Raw genomic sequence first — 6,863 nt, 5'->3', positions numbered from 1 at the left:
AGCCATGTACGGCAGAGCACGATTCGACCTACTCCGGCTCCGTGTCCTGGCCACCTCGTAGCAACCGGACCCATCATCGAAAGTGGGACAGAGCCGTTTTCGGCCAGCGCCATCACGAGTGCGCGGCCAGATAGGTCGCGACCGTGTCGACCACGGCGGTGGGGCTGGCGGCGATGAGAGCCAGTTCGGTGCCGCCGTGGCGGGTGAGGTTCGCGGTCCAGGCGAAGGTGTCGATCACGTCGCTTCTCCGTTCGATCGGTCCGAGTCGCAGTTTTCGGGAAACGGTTCGGTGGGCAACAGCCCGCCGACGAGGTGGATGTCGCGGGGCGAGGCGAGGGGGTGTTGTTGTGGTCCGCGATCAGGGTCACGACGCTTTGGGTCGGGCCGGTCCGGGGTGTTGTTCGCCGAAGGCAGTGATGGGGCGGCCCGAGCGCCAGTTGGTCCAGGCGTCGGCGATGTTGGGGCGGGATCCGCCCGCGGCCACGAGCACGGCGTAGGCGTGGGCGAAATCGACCGCCTCACCGGACCCGACCCCGGCGGCATCACACCAGCCGCGCACATAGCCCAGTGCCTCGGCGCATAGCCAATACGCCGTCCGGTTTCGAAGTGCCGCGTCGTACTCTTCGAATCCCGCCACCCGCTCGTCCGGTGACGGGGCGGGGGCGAGGTTCGCGGTGAGGTCACCGCTCACCCGCCACGCGACCCATGCATGCGCCAGATCGGGCACGAAAACACTCTCGCTGGTGAGGGCATCGGTGACGAGGTCGGCGTAGGCGGCTGCGAACGCTGTGGCGGTCTTCGCCTCGGGGGTGGTGGGGTGCTGGATGTGTAGCACGCCCCATACGAAGCCCTCGGCACGCGCTCGGGCGTTCTCGGCGCGGGCGCGCATGTCGGTGTCGGTGGTGGGCGGGTCGGCGGGCACAGGTGTGGACATGAGGCGATGGCTCCTTCGAAACGAACGACAACGCCGCACCTGGTGCAGGGTGCGGCGGTGTATCGGCCGGTCTGGCAGTGGATTTCGAGACATCCGCACACCGGCACGGTGAGTGCGGACTTATCGGCCCGCCGTCGGTAGTCGTCGGGGGTGTGCGGCGCGATGTCGTGGGGTTCGAGGAGCTCTTATGGTGTTCCGGAACCGCGCAGGTGCAGGGCTTCGACGATCTCGTGGGTGCTGGGACGGTCGGCGCCACGCAGGTCGGCGATGGTGGCTGCGACCGCCAGGGTTCGGTCCGCGCCGCGCGGGGTGATCCGGCCCAGCCGAAGCGCCGCCTCGAGCGGCGCCGCCTGCGACGGCGTCAACGGAAAGTGTTGGCGCAGCAGCGATGCGGGGACGCGCGCGTTGGTGGTGTAGCCGTGCTCGCGCCACCGTCGGGCTGCTGCCGCGCGGGCCGCGGTGACCCGGTGGCGGACCTCGGCGCTGGATTCGCGGGAGTCGTCCCCGAAACCGCCGCGGTCGTCGGGGTTGTCGTGGACGGTGATGTCGGCGCGTTCGGCCAGGACACGACGCAGGCGTTCCCGGTAGCGGTGCTTGGCCGCTGGTGGGCAGGCACACGCGGTGTCGCGTGCGGCGTGGCACAGGCATTCGGCCGAGGTCAGGACCGCGATGGTGTCGCAGGGCAATCGCAGCAGACTGTCCCGGTTGGCCACCACAACCTCGCCGTCGTCCAGCGGGGACCGCAACGCCTCGATCGTGCGATCGTGCAGGTCGGGATAGGACTCCAGATGCAGCACCCCGAGGTGAGCGCGGGCCAGCGCGCCGGGACGCCCCGAGGCGGCGCTGCCCAGCAACGCGCGTGCACTGGCGGAATGATGGACCTCGACATAGGGACGGCCGGTGATCGGTGCCAGCGGCCCCGCGGGCAGGGTGCCCGCCAGTGACGTGATTGCCCGCACTGCCAGCGACTCGGTCTCGGTCAGTCGCGGCAGCAACCCGGGCAGGCGTCGGGCGAGCGCGCCGAGCCCGGCCGAGGGTGGCCCGATCAGGCGCAGGTGGTGTCCCCCGGCGGCGGCGACCTCGAGCGCCCACCGTGCCCGGTAGTGACCACGCACATCGCCCAGTTCCACGCCGGTGAATTCCGGCGATACCGCGACGGCGGCCGAGCCGGTCAAGGAGCGGTCGGCTCCGCCGAGCCAGGCCAGCACAGCGCCCAGGTGCTCGGCGCCGAGAACGGTCATCCCCGGTGCGAGGGCGGCTTCGGCGAGGTTGGCGCGTGGCACGATCACGACGGTGCGCCCGCCCTCGCGGGCGGCTAACACGGCGGGCAGGATTGCGCGCACGGGTCGCAGACGGCCGTCGGGCGCGAGTTCACCGAGCAGCACGACCTCGGCCAGGCGCTGTGCGGGTGCCGTCGCGGTGGCGGCGAGTACCGCCACGGCCAGTGCGAGGTCGTGCATACCTTCGATGACCTATGAGGCCGACGGTGAGATCGTGAGTGTCACCCGCCCCGAGGGCCACGCCCACCCCCCACCGGCGACGGCGGCGCGGACCCGGTCGATGCCCGCGTACGGCTGATGCCCGGACGGACCGGACGCCGTGGTCGAATTCAGTCCCGGCGTGATCTGGGCCGCGATCTCGCTCAGCTGCCCGGTGGGCCCACGCACGATGACCGACCACGCCACCGCGCTCGCTCTCATTGCCAACCTGCCTGGTGGAGGTGGTGGTCGACGGGCAGGGGCGCAGGATCGGTCGAATCGCGGTTGCGGACAGGGGTGGACGGCATGGTGGTCTCCGTTGGTATGGGACGTGAATGGGTAGGAGGCGGGCGGGCAGGCCGGAACCGGTCACCGACAGTCGAACCGGGTCGGCGACGTCGAGCGAGCGGAGGCTGTTGTTGCACAGCGGAGTCGCCGAGAGCATCCGGACCGCGACGCGGCTCGCCCGGTATCGCCTGGGCGGTGTCGACGGGTCAGGAGGCGGGCAGGTAGGTGCGGGCCTCGACCAGGACACGGACCTGGTTGTGGACTTCCTCGGGCCAGCACACCGGCCCGCTGATCGGGAACCCGGTCACCGGGAGTTCGACCGGGTCACCGTGCACGCGCCCGATCGGGCGGCGCTGGGCGCGCAGGCGCAGCGTGCCCGGTTCGGTGATCGGTTCGGGTGGGGTGGCGTACCAGTGGGGCGGATGCGCCCACGTCGCGTGGTACTCGATGCCCTCGACCGTCCAGGACCAGTAATCGGCGTGCGGGCCGAGGTGGTGGTCGATTTTCGTCTTCCCGCCCCGGCGTTTCGGGCGCGGCGGGAGGCTGTTGGCGTCGAGGTCGGCGAAGATGTCGGGAAACCGTTCGCGAGCCTGGGCCTCGGTCATGACGGCGGTGATTTCGTGGAAGCGCACCGGGTGATCGGTGGTGATCCAGCGATGCCCGGTCATCTTCGCGGCGATGGTGTGCACCGCCAACCGGGACAGGGAAAAGTTCACCACCGAGACCGATTTCGGATTCACCCGGGTGATTTGGCGCCACGTCGACCCGCCCGCGCGCACGAAGTCCCCGACCGTGAAGTCCTCCCGGCCCCAGCCCGGGGTCAGCCCTTCATCGATCTGGGACTGGCGGACCTGCTTCCAGTAGGTGATATCGCGCTCGCGCTGGGTCATCCGGTCCAGCACCCGCGCCCGGTACTCGCCGGTCGCCGGCCGGGTGGTGTCGGTCTGATACACGTTGCCGTCGCTGTCGAGGAACCGGCGGGTGTGCCCATCGAGGGCGCGTTGATCGGCGCGCTGTTCGGCTTCCAGGACCTCGATCCGGTTGGCCACCGTCCGCGGGGAATACCGTTGCTCGGTGGTGTGGGTGGCGGCCTCGGCGCGATTGTGGGCGCGGGTGGCATCGCGGTCGGCTTCGACCGATCGTCCCCACGCCTTCCATGACTTGTCGATGGCGTTGCGGTGGCGGCGTTCGGAATGGTGTCCGATCTTGATCGGTTCCCCGCCCGGGGGCAAGGCGTCGTGGGCTCGCTGATGCGCGGCTTCTGCGGCGACGGCTTTCGCGTCTTTGCGGGATGCCTTGCTCTGCAACGCATCGACTCGGTCGGCTTGTCGGAGGGCGCGGTCGGTCTCGGCGTCCTCGGTGGCGCGCACGCTGCGGTCGATGGCGAGCTCGACGGTGTATCCGGCCTCGCGCAACTTCGTTGCGGCGTAGTCGATGTAGTACTGCTTGGGCTGGCGATCGCGGGAGGACACCACGATCCAACACCCCAAACTGCGCGCCCACCGCCAATGCCCGACCGCCTTGCGCACCGCGCACATGACCTCGTAGGTGCCGTCGTCGCGGACGGTACCGGTCAACAGGGTGCCTTCCTCGGCCGTGTGGGAAATCGTCAGCGCGGTCACGAGCATGACCTCCTTCCAAGAGTTGTCGGCATGCGCATCTACGCATATGTCAGCGTTGGGTCCGGCCGTTTTCTGTAGCCGCGGGGCAGTCGCGGCGGGATGCGGTTTCGGGCAGCTGGTAGTCGTGGGGGCCGGTGGGGGTCAGTTCGTCGCGGGTGAAGTCGTCGACGGGGGCGCCGATCCACTCCGCGGTCGGGCCGGGGAAGGTGGCCTCGCCGAGCAACCACGACTCGAGAGTGTCGCCGACCTCGAACAACCTGCCTGTCACGCGGTCGTCGACGCACAGCCGCGCGGCGTCACCGCAGCGCACGCGGATCAACGACAGTCCGGTCGCTTCCTCGATCGCGGCGAACAGGCCACCGATCCGCTCGGCGCTGACCGAGACCAGCGGTGCCGGGCCCAGACGTGTGGTGAACGCCTCGGGATCGGTGAACGCGCGCAGTTCGGCGGTGAGTTCGCGGCGGCGTCTGGCGATGACGGCGAACACCACATCGCCGAGCGAGTCACCGATACTCGAATTCCGGATCGCGGCGCGCACCTTGGGGAGTTCGGTGCGGGTGAGGCTGCCACCGACCATCGCCAGCAAATCCGCCACCGAGATCACCGCCGCCCCCGCCGCGGCACTCGCGCGCGCGGGCTCGACAGCGGTGCCCGACGGCGGTGCGATCTCGGTGTTGTCGTCGCATCCGCCGACCTCGAGATAGGCGCCGGTGAGAAGGTCGTCGTCGCCGACCTCCACCAGGGTGAGGCCCCCTTCGTCGATTCCGACGAAACCGGAGGTATCCAAACCCGACACCCAAGTACGTAGTTCCGGGACGGAGATCATGAGCGTCCTGCCTTTGCTGTTGTCGGAACAGAGTTCGTCGATTCGGCGACCGGGTCGCTCGGCAGCGTCGACCGCGGCGAGTCAGAGGAGGCGACGCGACCGGGATCTGTGCTGCCGATGTTGGAACGGCGTCGCCGCGGCGGTGTTCGCCGGAGCCGCTGCGGGCAGTGCGTGCCCTCTTCATGTCATGGGCTGTCAGAGACGACCCGTGATGAGGTGGAGCAGGCCGTTGGCGATCTCCACGATGTGTTCGAGGTGGAAACGGATTGCCGCGGCCGTCGAGAGTCCACTGTCAGGGAAGAGTATTTCGGTGATTCCGGTGGTCACGGCGACGCTTTCCTGCCCGCCGCTGTAGTTGCGCAACATGAGGGTGAAGCCGGGAAGCTGCGGTGTGTTGTCGTGGTCGACGAGGATTTCCAGCCGAGGGTCGCTGGTGAGAACGTCGGCATTGCGAGCGGCGTCGAGCAGTGCCACCAGGTCGCTGGCGGCTGCTCGTCGTGATTGCACGGGATGTTGCCCGCGATCTGATCCCCTTCCGCCGCGATCCAGCCCGCGAACGCGGCTTCGTCCAGAGCGAACGGGTACGGATCGTGATGGCCGATGACGAAGGCGGTCTCGGGAGAACCGCCCGCCGGTGCGTCGGCGGGGTCGTCGTCGCTGAGCAGCTCGTGTGCACGAGCCAGCAGAATCCTTCTGATACGTACCGGGGTGCACGTTTTGCGCGGACGGCGGTCGACTCCGGGCCGAGCCGGTCGCCGTGCCCGGGGCCCACCTGTGGTCAGCAGGCGTCGCGGTCCCGCATGTTGCAGGCGCTCGGTGTGTCAGTGCGTTCGGCTAGCGTGAGGCACTATGGGGTCTGTTGTCGATCGCGACAATCACCGCAACTGCGTCGGGGGATGCATGCTCACTCTGTCGGCGGCTGCGATTGCCAGGCGGGAGTCCACTTACAAGCTGGACTCGTTCCAGCTTGACGAACTCCTCACACTGGCCGGCGGGCTTTGCATGATCTGCCAGCAATGCCACGCCATGGTCATAGACACGACAACGCGCGCCGAGCAGCAGCGTCCCCGTGGGCTCGTGTGCAGGTTCTGCAAAGATCGAATCGCCACATACGAGGGCTCCTTCGGGGATGAGGTCCCCTTCTTGGCCGGGTGCAGGTGCATGCCTCGCGACGATCCCGAGTGGGAGCCACGGATCGCCGCCGCGACAGCGCAATACCTTCACCGGGCCGCGGCTCTGGACTCGTGCGCGACCAACGCTGAACGGTACGACATGCTGATTGGGGACCTGGCTGTACACGGTCGCGACCCGCACGGAGTCTGGAGCGGCACACCGCTGACCGAACTCCCGCCGCTGCCTGTGCGGAACAGATTTGTGCCCGATGACTACGGCGGGATACCCCCGCTGGCCCGCGACTGGTGCGAGGGCAGTTGCCGTGCTCACGCCGAGCACCTCTACATCGCATGCTTCGACGAGCCGACCATGCTGCGCGATGCCGACACCCGGAAAGCAGTACTGCATTACGTCGGATGGACACGGCAACATCCGCCGCTTCGGCGGGTCAACCAGCACGGCCCAGCGTGTCGCGAGTCTCTGGTGGCGATTTTGCCTGGCACCCTGGCGGAGGAAGCGCACCTCAAAGCCGAGGGGCGCTGCCCGAAATGCGGCCAGCCGCTGCGCTACCACTGACCGGACCCGAACCTGGCACCGCGCAG

At 68.8% G+C, this 6,863-nt stretch carries 8 protein-coding genes; 1 reads left to right on the top strand and 7 read right to left on the bottom strand.

The window, feature by feature from the left end; translation table 11 throughout:
• Positions 1–112: 112 nt before the first annotated feature.
• The 7 genes from AB0L97_RS26150 to AB0L97_RS26120 form a co-directional block, all read right to left on the bottom strand.
• The gene (locus AB0L97_RS26150; RefSeq protein WP_364434251.1) at positions 113–238 is read right to left on the bottom strand and encodes a hypothetical protein; all 126 of its coding nucleotides are present in this window, start codon (positions 236–238) and stop codon (positions 113–115) included.
• A gap of 126 nt (positions 239–364) precedes the next feature.
• On the bottom strand, positions 365–934 hold the full coding sequence (locus tag AB0L97_RS26145; RefSeq protein WP_157227642.1) for a hypothetical protein: 570 nt from the start codon (positions 932–934) through the stop codon (positions 365–367).
• A gap of 185 nt (positions 935–1,119) precedes the next feature.
• Entirely contained in the window at positions 1,120–2,394 is a 1,275-nt protein-coding gene (locus AB0L97_RS26140) for an ATP-binding protein (RefSeq protein WP_364434246.1), read from the bottom strand.
• Positions 2,395–2,406: 12 nt separating this feature from the next.
• Positions 2,407–2,634, bottom strand: a complete 228-nt coding sequence (locus AB0L97_RS26135; RefSeq protein WP_364434243.1) for a hypothetical protein — start codon at positions 2,632–2,634, stop codon at positions 2,407–2,409.
• A gap of 272 nt (positions 2,635–2,906) precedes the next feature.
• A complete protein-coding gene (locus tag AB0L97_RS26130) occupies positions 2,907–4,322 on the bottom strand; it encodes a DUF3560 domain-containing protein (protein WP_083888016.1) in 1,416 nt (471 codons plus the stop codon).
• Between the two features lie 49 nt (positions 4,323–4,371).
• On the bottom strand, positions 4,372–5,148 hold the full coding sequence (locus AB0L97_RS26125; protein WP_043736928.1) for a hypothetical protein: 777 nt from the start codon (positions 5,146–5,148) through the stop codon (positions 4,372–4,374).
• Between the two features lie 195 nt (positions 5,149–5,343).
• Complete coding sequence (locus AB0L97_RS26120) at positions 5,344–5,622, bottom strand: hypothetical protein (protein WP_364434237.1); 279 nt, start codon at positions 5,620–5,622, stop codon at positions 5,344–5,346.
• 375 nt (positions 5,623–5,997) lie between these two features.
• On the opposite strand from AB0L97_RS26120, the gene AB0L97_RS26115 reads away from it, so the two are divergent.
• Positions 5,998–6,837 (top strand): hypothetical protein, encoded by an 840-nt coding sequence (locus tag AB0L97_RS26115; RefSeq protein ID WP_364434234.1) that lies wholly within the window; start codon positions 5,998–6,000, stop codon positions 6,835–6,837.
• Positions 6,838–6,863: the final 26 nt, after the last annotated feature.

The sequence above is a fragment of the Nocardia sp. NPDC051911 genome, assembly GCF_040681035.1.
Classification (GTDB): domain Bacteria; phylum Actinomycetota; class Actinomycetes; order Mycobacteriales; family Mycobacteriaceae; genus Nocardia; species Nocardia sichangensis.
The sequence above is the reverse complement of the archived record's forward strand: the minus strand, read 5'-3'. Positions and strand labels throughout refer to the sequence as shown.

What these genes read in the sequence shown, in the direction of transcription:
- AB0L97_RS26145 (WP_157227642.1), bottom strand. Translation starts at nt 934, where the DNA reads ATGTCCACACCTGTGCCCGCCGACCCGCCCACCACCGACACCGACATG.
- AB0L97_RS26140 (WP_364434246.1), bottom strand. Translation starts at nt 2,394, where the DNA reads ATGCACGACCTCGCACTGGCCGTGGCGGTACTCGCCGCCACCGCGACG.
- AB0L97_RS26135 (WP_364434243.1), bottom strand. Translation starts at nt 2,634, where the DNA reads ATGAGAGCGAGCGCGGTGGCGTGGTCGGTCATCGTGCGTGGGCCCACC.
- AB0L97_RS26125 (WP_043736928.1), bottom strand. Translation starts at nt 5,148, where the DNA reads ATGATCTCCGTCCCGGAACTACGTACTTGGGTGTCGGGTTTGGATACC.
- AB0L97_RS26115 (WP_364434234.1), top strand. Translation starts at nt 5,998, where the DNA reads ATGGGGTCTGTTGTCGATCGCGACAATCACCGCAACTGCGTCGGGGGA.